Annotated in this window: 11 protein-coding genes; 2 read left to right on the top strand and 9 right to left on the bottom strand. The window is 50.5% G+C overall.

Annotation, left to right across the window (positions count from 1 at the left end; genetic code table 11):
* Positions 1-72: 72 nt before the first annotated feature.
* The 3 genes from BGL48_RS09670 to BGL48_RS09660 form a co-directional block, all read right to left on the bottom strand.
* Positions 73-1,443, bottom strand: a complete 1,371-nt coding sequence (locus BGL48_RS09670) for an SLC13 family permease (protein WP_069362437.1) — start codon at positions 1,441-1,443, stop codon at positions 73-75.
* Between the two features lie 230 nt (positions 1,444-1,673).
* Positions 1,674-2,345, bottom strand: a complete 672-nt coding sequence (locus tag BGL48_RS09665) for a SanA/YdcF family protein (RefSeq protein ID WP_069362436.1) — start codon at positions 2,343-2,345, stop codon at positions 1,674-1,676.
* Positions 2,346-2,463: 118 nt separating this feature from the next.
* Entirely contained in the window at positions 2,464-4,155 is a 1,692-nt protein-coding gene (locus BGL48_RS09660; protein ID WP_069362435.1) for an NAD-dependent malic enzyme, read from the bottom strand.
* Positions 4,156-4,634: 479 nt separating this feature from the next.
* On the opposite strand from BGL48_RS09660, the gene BGL48_RS09655 reads away from it, so the two are divergent.
* Entirely contained in the window at positions 4,635-5,372 is a 738-nt protein-coding gene (locus BGL48_RS09655; protein WP_069362434.1) for a substrate-binding periplasmic protein, read from the top strand.
* A gap of 113 nt (positions 5,373-5,485) precedes the next feature.
* On the opposite strand, the gene BGL48_RS09650 is transcribed toward BGL48_RS09655, so the two are convergent.
* The 3 genes from BGL48_RS09650 to BGL48_RS09640 all read right to left on the bottom strand — a co-directional run bounded on the left by BGL48_RS09650 (position 5,486) and on the right by BGL48_RS09640 (position 8,761).
* The gene (locus BGL48_RS09650) at positions 5,486-5,968 is read right to left on the bottom strand and encodes a YajQ family cyclic di-GMP-binding protein (protein ID WP_069362433.1); all 483 of its coding nucleotides are present in this window, start codon (positions 5,966-5,968) and stop codon (positions 5,486-5,488) included.
* A gap of 98 nt (positions 5,969-6,066) precedes the next feature.
* Complete coding sequence (locus BGL48_RS09645; protein WP_069362432.1) at positions 6,067-7,122, bottom strand: 3-deoxy-7-phosphoheptulonate synthase; 1,056 nt, start codon at positions 7,120-7,122, stop codon at positions 6,067-6,069.
* A 169-nt stretch (positions 7,123-7,291) separates the two neighbouring features.
* Positions 7,292-8,761 (bottom strand): protein adenylyltransferase SelO, encoded by a 1,470-nt coding sequence (locus BGL48_RS09640; RefSeq protein WP_069362555.1) that lies wholly within the window; start codon positions 8,759-8,761, stop codon positions 7,292-7,294.
* 182 nt (positions 8,762-8,943) lie between these two features.
* Between BGL48_RS09640 and BGL48_RS09635 the strand changes: the two genes are divergently transcribed.
* On the top strand, positions 8,944-9,777 hold the full coding sequence (locus BGL48_RS09635) for a CvfB family protein (protein ID WP_069362431.1): 834 nt from the start codon (positions 8,944-8,946) through the stop codon (positions 9,775-9,777).
* Between the two features lie 243 nt (positions 9,778-10,020).
* Here the strand turns inward: BGL48_RS09635 and BGL48_RS09630 are convergent, their stop codons facing one another.
* From BGL48_RS09630 to BGL48_RS09620, 3 genes are read right to left on the bottom strand one after another with little or no spacing between them, the layout of a single operon-like run.
* A complete protein-coding gene (locus tag BGL48_RS09630) occupies positions 10,021-12,657 on the bottom strand; it encodes a PqiB family protein (protein WP_069362430.1) in 2,637 nt (878 codons plus the stop codon).
* Complete coding sequence (locus BGL48_RS09625; protein ID WP_069362429.1) at positions 12,620-13,873, bottom strand: paraquat-inducible protein A; 1,254 nt, start codon at positions 13,871-13,873, stop codon at positions 12,620-12,622. The genes BGL48_RS09630 and BGL48_RS09625 overlap by 38 nt, the downstream gene beginning before the upstream one ends.
* A gap of 3 nt (positions 13,874-13,876) precedes the next feature.
* Positions 13,877-15,676, bottom strand: a complete 1,800-nt coding sequence (locus BGL48_RS09620) for an ABC transporter ATP-binding protein (RefSeq protein WP_069362428.1) — start codon at positions 15,674-15,676, stop codon at positions 13,877-13,879.
* Position 15,677 lies beyond the last annotated feature (1 nt).

Genomic DNA, 15,677 nt, shown 5'->3' with positions numbered 1-15,677 from the left:
TGAAACAATTTTGATGGTCGATAAGGCGTGAAAAACACTACCTGGCGCAAACACCAGGTAGTGGGAGAGTGATTACCAGAATAGGCGAGTGAAAATCGCCAAGACCGCAATACAAACGATGTTGAGATATAAGCCAACACGCATCATATCACGTTGCTCTATATGCCCTGAGCCAAACACAATGGCGTTTGGTGGCGTGGCAACGGGCAGCATAAAGGCACACGACGCGGCAATCGCGATCAGCGCAGAAAGTGCGACTGGCGACACGCCCAATGCTTCGGCGATGGTGGCAAAAACCGGTACCAATAATGCGGCGCTGGCGGTATTGCTCGCAAACTCAGTCAAGAAGATCACGAATGCCACCACGCCTAGCATGGTGAAAAACAGCCCAGATCCTGTCAGTGCATTGCTCAGGTGGTTGGCGAGAAACAAACTCGTACCGGTTGCTTTGAGCACATTGCTCAAGCAAATTCCGCCGCCGAAGAGTAACAGTACGCCCCAATCAGCGGTTTTTTCGACTTCTTTCCATTTTACAACCCGCGTCGCTCCCAGCAAGACAATCGCGGATAACGCCACAATGGTGTCAAATTTGCTCAGGCCACCGAGCATAGCATTCAATGGTTTACTGAAAATCCAAGCGTTGACGGTCAGTGCGAAAATCACAAGCGTGATCACGCGAGGTGTGCTCCAGGTGAAGTCACGCTGATCCGCTTCAAAACGGTGGTTAAGGTTCGGCTTGGTAAGTGCATACAAGACGATAACCGCGACGGGGAGCAATATCAGAGTGACAGGCAGGCCTAGTTTCATCCAATCTGCGAAGCTAAGCCCGGCTTCAGCCGCTGCAATCGCATTAGGGGGACTACCGACAATGGTTGCTATGCCGCCGATGCTCGCGCAATAGGCAATACCCAAGAGCACAAACACATAAGTGCCATGATCTTTTTGATTGTTCACCTTGTGTAAAATGCCTAACACCAATGGCAGCATCATGGCGGTGGTCGCGGTGTTACTGATCCACATGGAAAGGGCGGCGGTGACCCCAAACAGCATCATCACGGCCACTGACATTTTGCCCTGCGCAATCGTGAGCACTTTATTGGCGATGGCTTGATCGAGGCCTTGGGCCTGCAGCGCGGCTGCCAAGGCAAAGCCACCGAGAAAGAGAAAAATGATGGGATTAGCAAAATTTGACATCGCCGCGGGTGTTTCAAACACGCCAAGCGCGACGGCCATAATGGGCACCAGGATCGCGGTGATGCTGACATGAATCGCTTCAGTCAGCCATAGCACGGCAATGAATATCAGTAGGCTCAGGCCGGTTGTGACATCTGTTTCAAACGGCAGAGTGTTATACAAGATGAAAAACAGGGCAATGTCAGCAAACAAGATCCACGCTTTTCTATCCAGCCCCGGCGCACGGGAGGAAAGGGTTTGCACATCCATAGGGCGTCCTTTTCTTAAACGTTATTGAGTGTTTTTATAATGTTTTACTTTGAGTTTTTAGGTGCTTGATAGGGACAGGGTTGCTGCCATTTGGGTGGCAGTTGGCCGTCAAGCGACGGCTAATATACGCCTAAATAGTCAGTGTGTTAATCGATTGCAGGCAGGTTTTTAAACAAATGATTAAAGTAATGTGAAAATTGTGATTGGGTCGGCACTGGTCGATACTGGGGTTAGTCCTTCGACGTTGAGACGCCACTGATTGGCTCTTTGGGGCCGGTAAACTTAGGTTTGACGTTGAGAATAAAGCTATCAAGTACCGCTTTGGTTCTCGCTAATACTTCCCTAGCGCGAATTTTGACCCCTGCCCAGCCTTGCGGACTCGGTACGGCGTAACAAATAGCATCAATATTGTTTACATCGGCGAGAAACAACGCACGCTCGCAATGAAACTGTTGGCTGATCACGGTGTAGCGCGCCAAACTGAAAACGGTTTTCGCACGGACAACAGAGTCCAGCGTTCGAAAGCCAGCATAGTCTAGGTGAATTGTCTCTTCTGGGATCCCTGCTTGACGTAAATCTCGCTTCATCGTCCAGGGCTCATTATACGAGCGGTGCGCGTTGTCGCCACTGAGCAAAAGGTGCTGAATCTTACCTGCATGGTATAACGACTCCGCCGCTTCAATCCGGTAGGTGTAATAGGGGTTGGGGGTTTTACCAATGTACTTGCTGGTTCCCAAAACCAAGCCGACTTGCCGAGCGGGTAGCGTCTCAGCGTGTTGATAAACCCGGCCTTTGGCGTTAACTGTGATCGCGATATCACTGGCAGCCATCACGATAGCGGTGACCACAGTAAACCCAATCAATGTGAAAATCGCCTGACGAAAAAGGCGCTGGAGAGCCATGGTGCGTTTATTACCTTTGCGAGCATTAAGCCGCACTCGGGGTTACGTGTGCGGGCAAGTAGATGGAATAGTAGCAAAAAAAGCGCCTGAGTAGACGCTTTTTTCTGTTAGGTTCGCGTTAAAAAGAGGTCCGTTTATAAGCACGATATTGCGGTGACCAAAAGCTCTCTTCAATACGCTTTTTAAGCGCCTCGTCAGACAGTTCTGATGCCACCCCCTCAGTGATCGCTTCTTTTGCTACCGCAAACGCGATGCGTTTTGATACCTGAGTGATATCTTCTAACGACGGTAGTAGGGCGCCTGTGCCACGCTTGGCTAACGGCGAGCACTCAGCTAAAGCACGTGACGAGGCCATCAGCATGCCATCTGTCACCCGGGAGGCGGCGACGGCTAACACGCCCAGCCCGATGCCTGGGAAAATGTAGCTATTATTACATTGTGCAATAGGAAAGGTCTTGCCATTGTCTAAACGGACAGGCTCGAACGGGCTGCCGGTGGCAACCAGTGCTTGGCCCTCTGTCCAGCGCAGAATATCAAAGGGCGTCGCCTCTACACGGCTGGTCGGGTTAGAGAGAGGGAAAACAATAGGACGTGGGCAATTGGCATACATTTCTTTCACCACGTCTTCGGTAAATAATCCAGGTGCGCCAGAGACACCGACCAACACGGTCGGTTTCGCATTACGCACGACATCGAGCAATGAAATGTTACTGTCTTCTAACTGCCAGTGGCTGAGCGCCTCGCTCTTTTGCACCAGTCGTTGCTGAAAGTCGAGTAAGTTAGGCATGGCATCGATTAACAGTCCCCAGCGATCGACCATGTAGACACGTGCGCGGGCTTCTTGGTCGGAAATCCCTTCAGAGACCATTTGCGCGATGATCGCTTCGGCAATACCACAGCCCGCTGATCCCGCGCCCAAAAATGTGATGCGTTGTTCGGAGAGCTTGGTACCTGCCGCCTTACACGCCGCAATCAAGGAGCCAACCGTTACCGCGGCGGTGCCTTGAATATCGTCATTAAAGCAGCAGACGCGATCCTTATAGCGCTCCAGGATCGGCATAGCATTTTTTTGCGCAAAGTCCTCAAATTGAATCAAGGCATCTGGCCAGCGACGCTGCACCGCTTGGATAAACTCTTCAATAAAGGCATCGTACTCTTGTCCACTTATACGGGTGTGACGCCAGCCCATGTACATGGGATCGGAAAGACGTTGTGGGTTGTTGGTACCGACATCCAGCACGATCGGGAGTGTGTAGGCTGGACTAATCCCGCCACAAGCCGTGTAAAGCGATAACTTACCAATCGGGATGCCCATGCCGCCAATGCCTTGATCGCCCAAGCCTAGGATACGCTCCCCATCGGTGACCACAATCACTTTGACGTTGTGACGTGATGCGTTGTTGAGCACATCATCAATGCGATCACGGTTAGGATAGGAAATGAAAAGCCCGCGGCCTCGACGATAGATATTGGAGAAGTTCTCACAGGCTGCCCCTACTGTCGGGGTATAGATGATAGGCATCATCTCGGTGATGTGATTGGAAACCAACCGGTAAAAAAGCGTTTCGTTGGTATCTTGGATGTTGCGTAGATAAATATGCTTGTCGATATCGTTCTCGAAACGTTGATATTGCTGATAAGCGCGCTCCGTCTGTTCTTCGATTGTTTCGATGGCGTCAGGCAGCAAGCCTTCGAGGTTGAAAAACTTACGCTCTTCGACGCTGAATGCGCTGCCTTTATTCAACAATGGTGTTTCTAGCAAGGCCGGTCCCGCATAGGGAATATAGAGAGGACGTTTTTGGTTATTCATGAATGATCAGACTCGATATTGTCTTTTAATTAGGTCGATGATGAGTATTGGGCGTTATCTGGTGCCTTCGTGGCAAAAATGATCCCTTGCGAAACGCTTTAACGGCGTTGGTCTGCGATAACCCATAACTACGCTGTAATTGGGGACAAAGTTTAGGCATGAATGGTGACCTAATTCAACTTTTTTACTTGATTGTGCGGGTTTGGCAGAGGCATACGAGGGCGCGTTTAAATTCGTAATCAGCGCTGAAGGGCTCTTTTTTGTCTTTTTATTCAAACGCTTGTGTATAGAAAAAACGGAAGTTAGATCACAACCTCTAGCAAAACTGCGCACGGGATATGGAAGCTGACTACACTAAAAGTAGTAAGTGAATCGCGATAAGGTCATGCCTTGTTGGGTGCCACTTACCCTATTGGTACGAGCTAATAATAATAATGTTGGCTAGGCATGTTTAATGGAAGGTTAAAAGAGGTAGTCCAATGAAGTCACTCATTGCCGCCAGCTTGCTGGTTTTTTCAACCACCACAGTCGCTGCAAACTTAGGCGAACTGGATTACATCACTGAGGTGTATCCGCCGTTCAACTATGAAGAGCGCGGTGAATTAAAGGGGATTGCGGTTGATTTTCTCGAAGCTGCGACAGAAGCAGCGGGCGATCCGGTGAGCCGAGATCAAGTGAAAATTCAGCCATGGGCCCGTGGTTATGCCACGACACTGTCTGAGCCCAATACGGTACTGTTTTCAACCACACGGACGGATGAACGGGAAGATAAATTTAAATGGGTTGGGCCGATTACAGACACTAAAATTGTGGTCTGGGCGCCTAAAAGCAAAGGGATCACTATCGACAATGCGAGTGACTTTGCCAATTATAAAGTAGGCGTTGTACGCGATGACGTCGGCGAGCACTTGTTACGCTCAATGGGGGTCGATGAAGACGCGCTGCGCTTGTCGCCAAAAGCGGATTTACTCGCCAAACAATTGGCGGCGGGCCGTGTCGATATGTGGGCTTACGAGGAAAACGTCAGTGCCTTTATTATGAGCCAAAACAATATTGATACCAGCCAGTTTGAAGTGGTTCATGTCTTGGATGAGTCTCAGCTCTACTATAGCTTTAGTAACAACACGCCAGACAGCTATATTGAAAAGCTACAAGCGGGCATTGACCAAGCGACCGCAGATGGCACGCTTGAGGCCATCAAAAGCAAGTACAAGTAACGCAGCGCGAGTGTTGTCACGAAAAAGCGCTTAGCGATACACGTACCGCCGGATAAAACGGGCCTAAGTCTAATAGGCCCGTTTTTTTATTGTATCGATAAAAGGGCTTTAGGTTAGTCGCGAAAGTTTTCAAATTGGAAAGGCTGCTCAAAGTCACTTTCCTTGATTAATTGAATCACGGCCTGTAGATCATCACGCTTTTTGCCGGTGACACGGACTTGCTCGCCTTGAATCTGGGTTTGCACTTTCATCTTGGCATCTTTAATCGCTTTGGTGATCTTCTTGGCGACAGGCGTTTCAATACCGTTTTTAAACTTCACTTGTTGATAAAAGGTTTTGCCAGAGTGGACCATGTCTTGGGTTTCCATTGCGCGTGCGTCAACGCCACGCTTGGCGAGGTTACTGCGTAACATGTCCATCATTTGGTTAACCTGAAAATCTGCTTCAGCTGTTACTTTCACGGTTTCTTTATCAAGTTCGAAGCTGGCCTCGACACCCCGAAAGTCGAAGCGAGTTGCAAGCTCTCGGTTGGCATTATCCACTGCGTTTTTTAGCTCAACGTTGTCAATTTCAGAGACAATATCAAATGAAGGCATAGTCTTTTCCTAATTGGGGCATGAGTCAGTCACGCCTTGGGGCATGAGTCAGTCACGCCTTGGGGCATGAGTCAGTCACGCCGATAAATCGTCAGTCATTATGAGTTGTTGCGCGCCGCGACGGCATCAGCCAGTTGTGCAAGCAAGCGCTCGGTATCGGCCCAACCCAGACAGGGGTCAGTGATCGACTGGCCATAAACACGTGATTGGACGTTACCCATGGCTTGATTACCTTCTTGTAAGAAGCTCTCAGCCATGATGCCAGCAATCGCTTGTTCGCCATGACGGATCTGTTCAGCCACATCGGCACACACATCCAGTTGGCGGCGATGCTGTTTTTGGCAGTTACCGTGGCTGAAGTCTATCACAAGCTTGCGAGGCAATTTGAAATCGCTCAGCGTTTGCGCAGCGGCTTTCACATCGTCGGCGCCATAGTTCGGTTGATGACCGCCTCGCAAAATGACATGCCCATCTGGGTTGCCTGCGGTGCGATAAATGGTCATGCTGCCATTTTTATCGGGCGAGCAGAAAAGGTGTGACTCTCTGCTTGCGCGAATGGCATCGACCGCAATACGGATGTTACCGTCAGTGCCATTTTTAAATCCTACCGGGCTCGATAGCGCAGAGGCCATCTCGCGATGGATTTGTGACTCCGTGGTACGGGCACCAATCGCGCCCCAGCTGATCAAGTCGGCAATGTACTGACCCGTGATCATGTCTAGGAATTCAGTGGCGGTCGGGAGACCCATTTTGTTGATATCTAACAGTAGCTCTCGTGCGGTGAATAGCCCTGCACGTATGTCTCCGCTACCGTCAAGGTGCGGGTCATTGATGAGACCTTTCCAACCAACCACAGTACGTGGTTTCTCAAAATAGGTGCGCATCACCACCAATAATTGATCGGTGTATTTGTCCGCCAGGGTTTTAAGTTTTTCCGCATAATCACGGGCCGCATCGGGATCATGGACGGAGCAGGGCCCAACAATCACGAGAAGCCGCTGATCGTCGCCATTTAGAATGCGACTGATCGCCTGTCGAGCGGCGGTGATATGGTGAGCAACACTGTCGCTGATGGGGTGGGCAGCTTCCACCTCTGCGGGCGTGGGCATGGTATCGACCACGCGTGTTCGAAGCTCATCGGTTTTCAGGGGCATAGAGGACAGCCTTCCTCACATCTTATTCTGTTGCGAAGCCAGTAAGATAGCAAAAAACGCCGCCCATGAAAGCATCAATGTGACATCTGTTGGGTTTTTCTTATTAGAATGCCCTCTTGGCTGGGCAGCGTGCGCCTCGGCCAAATAAATGGCGGAGGCGCACAATGTTTTAGGATGAGCAGCTTAGCGTCAAATCTTTCTCATCATCATTGGGGCGTTTGGAAAGATGGTCGAGGCCGCTGTGTGATCGAAAGGGGTCAGCCAGAACACGCATTAAATCGTGCGTCGGCTGCATGTCGCCTTGTTCTGCCGCCTCGATTGCTTGTTGGGCCAAATAATTACGTAAAACAAATTTGGGGTTGGTGGCCCGCATGCAAGTGAGGCGAGTGTTGTCGTCATGCGCCGCTACCCGTTGGTGGTACTCGCTTAACCAAGCCGTTAATGTGTCAGCATCTGCTACGAGGTCGTTAAACTGGCTGAGTGTCTTTGTGCTTAATAACGCATCTTGTGTGATGTGGCTGAGCCTATGAAAGAACAGGGTATAATCGACACGTTGAGACTCGAGCAACGAAAAGAGGGCATTGAACAACTCACTGTCTCCTTTCTGGGCATCGGAGATCCCGAGTTTATTGCGCATTACCTGACTATAAGCAACTTGGAGATGATGCTCGTAACCGCCGAGAATGTCGTTAATCACGTCACTTTCAAGCAGCGGCGTAAAGGCGTAGCCAAGCGCAGAGAGGTTCCATAGCGCAATAGCCGGTTGCTGATTAAAGGCATATCGCCCGGTGTAATCAGTGTGGTTACAAATATTACTCGGATTGAAATCATCCAAAAAAGCATAGGGGCCATAGTCGAAGGTCTGGCCTAAAATCGACATATTGTCGGTATTCATCACCCCGTGATTAAAGCCGACTGCCTGCCACTGGGCAATCATTTCTGCCGTGCGTTCGACAATTTCCTGTAGCAATGCGGCATAGGGCGTCTCGGCCTCGGCAAGCTCAGGGAAGTGGCGTGCAATGACATAATCAGCGAGAGTGCGCAGCGCATCGTGCTGTCGGCTGTAAAATAAGTACTCAAAATGGCCAAAACGCACGTGGCTCTCGGTAACGCGAAGCAGCGTTGCGGCGGTCTCGATACGTTCGCGCATCACCGGGGTATCGCTGGTGGCCATGGCTAATGCTTGTGTGGTGGGGATGTTGAGCCCCCTCATGGCGGCGCTAGCGAGATACTCACGGAGTGTCGAACGCAATACCGCTCGACCATCGCCGTGGCGGCTATAGGGAGTTTTTCCCGCCCCTTTCAAATGCCAATCCCAGAGTGTGCCTTTATCATCACGCCACTCCCCCAATAACACCCCACGGCCATCACCGAGTTCAGGGTTATATTGACCAAATTGGTGCCCTGTGTATTTCATTGCAAAGGGTTGGCGGCCCGCAAGCGGCGCCTCCGCAGACAGAATCGCTCGAAAGCTTTCACTGTGAATGTCTGCCGTCGTTAATCCAAGCTCATCAGCCAGTGCGGCGTTGTATGTTAGAAGCCGGCCATTGTCGAGGGGAGTGGGTTTCACTGCATTGCCAAAAGCACTGCCTAGCTGGCTAAAGCTAAACCGAATGTGTTCACCATCAAATACTGCCATATCTTCCCCCTTGGTTTTATGGTGTAAGCCTAACAGCTTAGCGGTGGCTAACAAGAGATAGAATGTAGGGATATTAGCTGGCATGGTTTGGTGTTTTTTTCCTCACCCACAACGCATTTCTTCCACATCTGAAGGACAAATTGCGTATACTCACAGGCATTATTTTTTACAGCACTGAGACAATGATTAAACTAGGCCAATACAACACATTGACGGTAGTGAAGCAGGCAGACTTCGGCGTGTTTCTTGATGGTGATGAGTTCGGTAATATTTTGCTGCCAACTCGGTACGTCCCTGAGGATACCCATGTCGGCGACGAGCTTAATGTGTTCATCTATTTTGACTCCGAAGATGACATTATTGCCACCACTGAAACGCCGTATGTGCAAGTGGGCGAGTTTGCATCGTTGCGCTGTGTTGGCGTGAATTCGGTCGGGGCGTTTGTCGACTGGGGGTTAAGCAAAGACTTATTAGTGCCCTTTAGCGAGCAACGTACGCGCATGGAAGAGGGTAAGCCTTATGTGGTTCGCGTATACACGGATAAAGCCTCGGGCCGTATCGTCGCTAGCCGCAAATTCAACAAGTTTATCAGCGACGAAAAGCCGCGTTTAAAAGGGGGTGACAAAGTGTCGGTCATCATTACAGATATCACTGATCTCGGCTTTAAGTGTGTGGTGAATAATCAGTACTGGGGGCTTATTTATCGCGCTGAAGCGTTCGGGAAGCTGTTTATCGGTAAAAAGCTCAGTGCCTTTGTAAAAACCGTGCGTGAGGACGGCAAAATCGATCTTGCCCTACAAAAGCACGGCAAGGCGCGGGTTGATGACCTGAGTGACAAAGTGATGAAGGTGCTTGAGAGCAAAGGGGGCTTTTTACCACTCAATGATAAGAGCTCGCCGGACGCTATTTTTTCTCTCTTTCGTACCAGCAAGGCCACGTTTAAAAAGACGTTGGGCGGACTTTACAAGCAACGTAAAATTCGTATCGAAGCGGACGGGATTTACCTGAACAAGTGACGGTGTCACTTTATAAGCGTAAAAAAATACCCGGAACGTCCTGTTCCGGGTTCAGGGAAAAGGCTCAAAGAGCCATATGCCAATATTTAGGTTGTGATTACTAAAGTGTAGTCTATCAATAACGGCTTGCCAGTTTGTGACACGACTTTGTGGAATAAAAAGTATTATCAGGGGCCTAGCGAGTAAGGCAAGGTCCCTGATTTGCTGTTAAAGCGCCTATCGATGGTCACTTTGTACGGGCGTTTATGGTGTTGGAATAGCGGTTCGCCATTCTCGCCATACTTTTTTGCTCTCACTGTGCAACAAGAAATGGCGATGATTATTGGCCACCGGCTGCAAAGGTTGATCGTCTGGGGTTGAGAAAGCAATACCGCCTTTCAGCAAACTATCAATCGTGCCACTTTTTAGATCCGCCCCTGTCAGGCCGATGGATACATCGACCCCGGACTCGTTCCAAAATACCGTGTTTTTACGAACCAGGTGCGCATACTGTGGCGCGACTTGTAGCTCGAAAATGACTCGGTCAGATAGCTCGCCTAATTTAACGCTAGAGACGATACCCACTTCTATATCGCGATGTAACACGGGTGTGCCAGGGGCGATAGAGTGGCGAGCGTCACTCTCCAGGATGAGTGTCAGCCCTTTTGGATATTTGGGCGAGTCATGGAGGGTGAATTGTTGGGTGAAGTCGCCGTCTCCGGGCACCACGGAGATATAGGTGCCAAATAACGAGTCCAAGTTCTCTGTTTTAGTGAGGCTGAGGACAGGTTGAGTCAGCCAAAAATAGCTGCCGCTTCGCGCAAGCGCGGTTTTGTATTCCGGATAGAGGCGAGCCTGAATGGTCACGTTATCTTGGTCGAAGTTGGGGCTTAAGGTGATCACTTCGCCAACATCGACCCCTTGATAGCGGATAGCACTGCCCACTTTCACCCCGTTGGCCTGGTCAACCGTTAGCCTGATATCAACACCGTATTGGGCGGCGTCTTGCTTTGAGGGATAAAGCTTCCAATCGCCGTTTCGTTGATTACTGATGCCAGGCATGGTGCCGAACGCGATACCGCCGTTAACCAGTGACTGCAACGAGCCTGTATTAATTTCGACGCCGCTGAGGTTAGCTTTGATATCCAGCCCAGATTGATTCCAAAATACGGTTTGCGGATTAATCAGATGCTTATAGCGATTATTCACCGCGATGGCGATAGACACACTGTTGCCGTTCAGCTGATACCCTTCGACGTGGCCGACCACAAAGTTACGGTACATCACCGGGCTGCCTTCGCTCACACCGGGCATACGACTCGCCACTAAGGTAAAGCGTGTTTCACCGCGGGCATCTTGCTTGGCGTGCTTCGCTTGGATAGGGGAGGTGTAGAGTGGATACGTCTTCTTAACGCCTTTTGCCCCCTCACTGGTAAAGCTTAAAGCCGGATCGGCAATTTGCTCCATCGCCGGTACGACCACATTGAGACCATCACCACTGAACTCGCCAGTGATCCCACCGAGAATAAAAAACTGCGATTGTTGCTTCACCAAATGGCGGTATTCTGGGTAAATGAGCAGCTTCAAAGTGACACTGTCACTTTCGTTAAGCCCGACACGGTCGATAAAACCCACTTGAATGCCACGATGTAATACTTTGGTGTGGGGAGTTAAGCCGTAGGCATCGTCTGCGGTTAAGGTGACCGTGAGGGCATTGGCCAGTTGCTTTTGCTGTTGGTGCCAAGTGCGGGCAGTAAAGATATCGTCAGGCATCGCGGGATCAGCATCTGCCGAACCAGGCTGGATCGCCAAGTAGTTGCCGAGGACTAAATTCCCCAGGTTCTTTAGTCCATCAAAACCAATTTGTGGCTGTTCTATCTGAAAATAGGTGTCTTGGTTGAGAAGCCAGGTCATGCTGGGGTCAATGTGCGCGGTCGCGACAGGCTGCTGTTGCTGTGCTTCGATGTCAATATGGGTAATTTCACCGATTTCTAACCCTTGATAGGTGATCTTCGTTCCCGCGCCGGGCAGTCCATGTTGTTCAGGGAGCGCTATTTGTATTGATTGACCGCGTGCAGCCTGTGAAAGGCTTTGATAAAGCTGGAAAGGGCGACCTTCTTCAAGTGTTGGGCTTGTTTTCGGGGAGTCGAATGCAATGCCACCGGCAATCAAGCTCGCCACACTCTCGAGCTGCACGTCAACACCAGACACATCAACATTGGCTGTTACACCACTGATGGACCAAAAGCGTGAGTCTTGTTTGAGTAAATGCGAGAATGGCGGCTCAATTAACGCGGACAGCGTCACCCCTTGCGCATCTTGATCGAGCCGGTAACTGTAGATTTCGCCGACACGAATTTTCCGATAGTAAATCGGCGAACCGACATTGAGTGATCCTAATGTCGGTGCGTGTAGCTTGACCGTTGTGCCAGCTTTTTCGGCGATGTCTGTCGGTGGTTCGTCACGCGCAACAAAGGATAGGCTGGGGTCGCCGCTACCCGGTTGTAAAGCAATATAGTTGCCTGAGACCAAGGTTTCGAGGCCGCTGATGCCAGTGATCGAGGCGCGTGGCTTCACCAGCCAGAACTCGGTGCCACTGGTGAGCAGTTGTGTTGCTTCTGGATAGATATTGGCATCAACATAAATGCCGTCCAAGTCATCCGCGAGTGTAATATTGCGCACCTTCCCCACTTCTAATCCTTGGTAACGGATCGTGGTTTGGCCAGCTTCTAATCCTTGCGCATCGCTAAACACAATTTGGATCCGCTGCCCCGCTTCACTGATGGATTGAAATAGCAGCCAAGCGGCCATCAATAAGGCTAATACAGGCAGTATCCATAGAGGAGACAAGCCATAGCTGCTTTTAACGATCGGTGAGGGTATGTCTTGTTTGTCGCTCATGATGATCCCATATCAAACGCGTATCCAGAAATTCAGTGGCAAGCATGGTTAATACCACGACCAAGCCGAATGCAATGGCACCCGGTCCAGGCATAAAGTCCATAATGCGACCACGATCGACTAAGGCGACCATAAACGCAATCACGAATAAATCCATCATCGACCACTTTCCAATCCATTTCACGCCTCGGTATAGCCACATATGTTGACGTGGTGTGATGGCGGTAGTGCACCGTAAGCTTATTAATATCAAACTTAGCCCTAGTATCTTTGCAACAGGCACGACGATACTGGCAGTAAAAATGATCGCAGCGATGCCTGGCATCCCATTATTAATCAGACTCGCGACCCCAGAAAAAATGGTGTCTTCAAGTCGAATGCCGTTGGAGAACAAAATGGAGATTGGGAACAGGTTGGCCGGAAACAGAAAAATGGTAGCGGTGATCAAACAGGCCCAGGTTTTTTGTTCGCTGCGTATCAGACGAGGATGAAGCACTTGGTGGCATCGGTGGCATCGAGTGTCTTGCTTGACGGTTTGAGTCAGCCCACAGTGGTCGCAGCGCACCAGTGGCGCATCATTGGCCAGCGGCGTTGGCTGTGCAAACGCGTCCCAATATCTTTGTGTGTTGACCCGCACCAGTAAAACCGATAGCAAGATTTGTATCGTCGCATAGCAGGCAAGCCCTGCGGAAAAGTGCAGGGTGGCGTAATCTTGGATTTTAAAACAGGCGATGGCTAAGCTAACCATTAAAACATCCGCCATCACCCAGTGGCGGCTGTGCGCAATCACGCGCACCGCTGGACGAAACCATCGGATAGATTGTCGGCGTCGAGAGAGGTGCAGCACCAATAAGGCACAGGTAAATAAAAGCGGTGCGAATGACGCACAGAATATGACGAGGCTGGCGACAAATGGAAATGAAGACCAAAGTATTTCGGCACCGGTAAGCACGGACGTGGTGATGGTTTTTCCCAGTAAATCGATGGAAAGGAGTGGCAGAAGGTGAGCGGGCAGAAACAGCACCAAAATCGTCAGCGCTAAGGCTATTTCCCCATTAAAAGATAGCCGCCGTCCGTGTGCGAGCTTGGTGGCGCAGCGTGGACAGATCGCTAGGTGAGCGGAGCCTGTTTGGCACGGTTGTAACACCAGATCGCACCCCGAACACCTCGTTAAAGGTGGAGACGTCGCCCACGGTTTGTCTGGTGATTGTGTCATGGTCTACTTTCCCGCCGCCTGTTGTATTGGCCCATACAAGGTTTGATAGACACCGGGCGCATTAACAAGCTCTGTGTGCGTGCCTTGCTGGGTCACTTGTCCTTCATCCAACACATAAATCAGATCGGCTTCTTTAACTGCCGAGAGACGGTGAGCAACGATAAGGGTTGTCCGTCCCGCCAAAAATGTTTGCATTGCTTGGTGCAGCGCGCGCTCAGTGGCCGTATCTAGCGCTGACGTGGCTTCATCCAAGATAACCAGTTTAGGGTCACTCAGTAGCATGCGTGCAATCGCCACGCGTTGTCGCTGACCGCCAGATAAACGGATCCCTTGGCGTCCAAGCGGTGTATCGAGTCCGTCGGTGAGCTGTGTCACCACATCCCCCAATTGGGCGTGCTCTATAGCTTGCCAAAGCGCGGTGTCAGCGAGATGACGCCCCAAGCATAAGTTATTTCTCAACGTATCATTAAACAGCACAGGCTGTTGCAATACCACGGCAATTTGATGACGGAGGGCATCCATGTCGACATGATTAATCGAGTGGCCGTTAAAGCGTATATCCCCTTGTTCTACCGGATACAATCCTAACAGCAACTGAATGAGGGTTGATTTTCCGCCGCCACTGGCACCGACTAATGCGACACGCTGGCCGGCAGGGATATCCATGCTTAAACCATTGAGTACCGATTTATCCTCATCGTAAGAGAAGCATAGGTTATCAATTTCGACCGTTAAGCCCGAGCCCTGTGCGTGGGTGGCGATACGACTGGGATCAATGCCCGCGGGTCGACGCGGCTCTTCGGCCAGTTGTAAAACCTCATTAATACGTGTCATTGCGGCTTTAGCACTGTACCAAGCAAATTGGATCCCGAGCAGCTCTTGGACCGGGCCGAGCATAAACCACAAATAGCCAAACACCGCAAACATCAGACCAATCGACAAATCGCTGAAAAAGACCATGCCCATGGCCACGGCGCGAAACAGCTCAAAACCGATCAAGAACATCAAAAATGATAAACGTCCTGCGGCTTCTGACTGCCAGGCATACTTGTCAGCACTGTCTTTAATCTCACTGGCACTGTGGTCAAGTTGACGTAAATATTCACGCTCTCGATTGGCGGCACGAAGTTGATACAAGCCGTCTAACGTATCCACGAGACGTTGCTGGAAACGCTCAAAAGATTGGTTTTCTTCTGTTTTAAGATGCTTAACCCGTTGGCCAAGGGTGCGGCTTAATGCCACGACAATGGGATTAATTAGCAAGATGAACAGGCCGAGTCGCCAATCAATCCAAAGTAGGACAACCGCGGTGCCAGTCACCGTCAACAGACCAATAATAAACTTGCTTAGTGTCGTACCAATAAACTTATCGATGGTTTCGACATCGGTGACAAGGTGAGAGGTAAGGCCGCCACTCCCGCGTAATTCGTATTCACGCATACTGATCCGCCCGAGCTTGGCGATCAAGTGTTGGCGAATCTTGTAGGTAATCGCTTTGCCGACGAGCGTGAACTGGCGGCTTTGTAAAATATTGAGTCCCTGGCTAATCACACGCATTAACACGACAATCACCAACACAGCGGCGATATAGACGGCCGCATGCTGCCAGCTCGTTGGGAGCAGGGTGTTGAGTACCGCAAGCCCCCAGTCTGGCTTGTCTAGCAATACCTCATCGACCAATAATGGCATGAGTAACGGAATAGGCACACTGACCAAGGTGGCCGCAATGGCTACCACATTGGCCCAAATAAGCCGAGTGCGATGGGGTCGAGCTTGGTCAAGAAGCCAGCGCCAAGTGATCATA

Source organism: Salinivibrio sp. SS3 (assembly GCF_001722105.1).
GTDB classification, from domain to species: domain Bacteria; phylum Pseudomonadota; class Gammaproteobacteria; order Enterobacterales; family Vibrionaceae; genus Salinivibrio; species Salinivibrio kushneri.
This window is presented reverse-complemented; position numbering and strand designations above follow the sequence as displayed.